The sequence below is a fragment of the Methylobacterium sp. WL103 genome, from assembly GCF_008039885.1.
In the GTDB taxonomy this organism is placed as follows: domain Bacteria; phylum Pseudomonadota; class Alphaproteobacteria; order Rhizobiales; family Beijerinckiaceae; genus Methylobacterium; species Methylobacterium cerastii.
This window is the reverse complement of sequence record NZ_VRUX01001153.1, coordinates 1-697: the sequence shown is the minus strand read 5'-3', so window position 1 is coordinate 697 and position 697 is coordinate 1. Positions and strand designations below refer to the sequence as shown.

Annotated in this window: 1 protein-coding gene and 1 pseudogene; one reads left to right on the top strand and one right to left on the bottom strand. The window is 73.5% G+C overall.

Annotated elements, in window-relative coordinates; translation table 11 throughout:
• Positions 1-110, top strand: a pseudogene (locus tag FV222_RS31695) (pyrroline-5-carboxylate reductase); the annotation flags it as partial.
• A 196-nt stretch (positions 111-306) separates the two neighbouring features.
• Here the strand turns inward: FV222_RS31695 and mdcG are convergent.
• The coding region (mdcG, locus tag FV222_RS28350; protein WP_147816441.1) for a malonate decarboxylase holo-[acyl-carrier-protein] synthase at positions 307-697 on the bottom strand (391 nt) is incomplete at its 5' end.

The window sequence follows — 697 nt, the reverse complement described above, 5'->3', positions numbered from 1 at the left end:
GCACCACCGCCGCCGCCCTCGACGTGCTGATGCGCGCCGACGCGCTCAGTCCCCTGGTGCGCGAAGCCGTCGCAGCGGCGCAGCGCCGGGCAGGCGAGCTGGCGGGCTGAGGACCACCGCCATAGGCATGCGGGGTTCCTCCAACCCACCCCCTCATCCTGAGGCGCCCGCGTCAGCGGGCCTCGAAGGAGCGCTCCAGGGATCGCGCGCAAGCTGGAAGGCTCCTTCGAGGCCTCCGCTTCGCTGCGGCACCTCAGGATGAGGATGGTGGATGGGAATGGGCTGTGAAGGCTCGATCCGCCGACATCACCGGTCCAGGCCCGCCGGCACCAGCGCCACCCGGTCGAGTCCCTTGGCCAGCACCGATCCCCCGGGCGGGGTGTCGCGGAGCTCGCGCCAGTTCACCCCGGCGCCGTCCGGCAGGACGACCTCGCCGTCGAGGCGCATCGGGGCGTTCGCGTCGATCGTGGCGAGGCCGTCGAGGAGGCGGCGCGTGACCGGGACCGGCCAGAGCAGGTCGAGGTCCGAGGTGGTGGAGAGGTAGGCGAGGCCGGTCAGGCGTTGCCACAGCAGGCCGCCGAACACCTGCGGGACGACGCCGTATTCGGCGGCGAGCGCCAGCACCGCGTCGACGGTCGGATGCCAGGCCGGAGGCGCGGCCGGGCGCGCGGCGCCACTCGTATCCCACCAGCAGAAC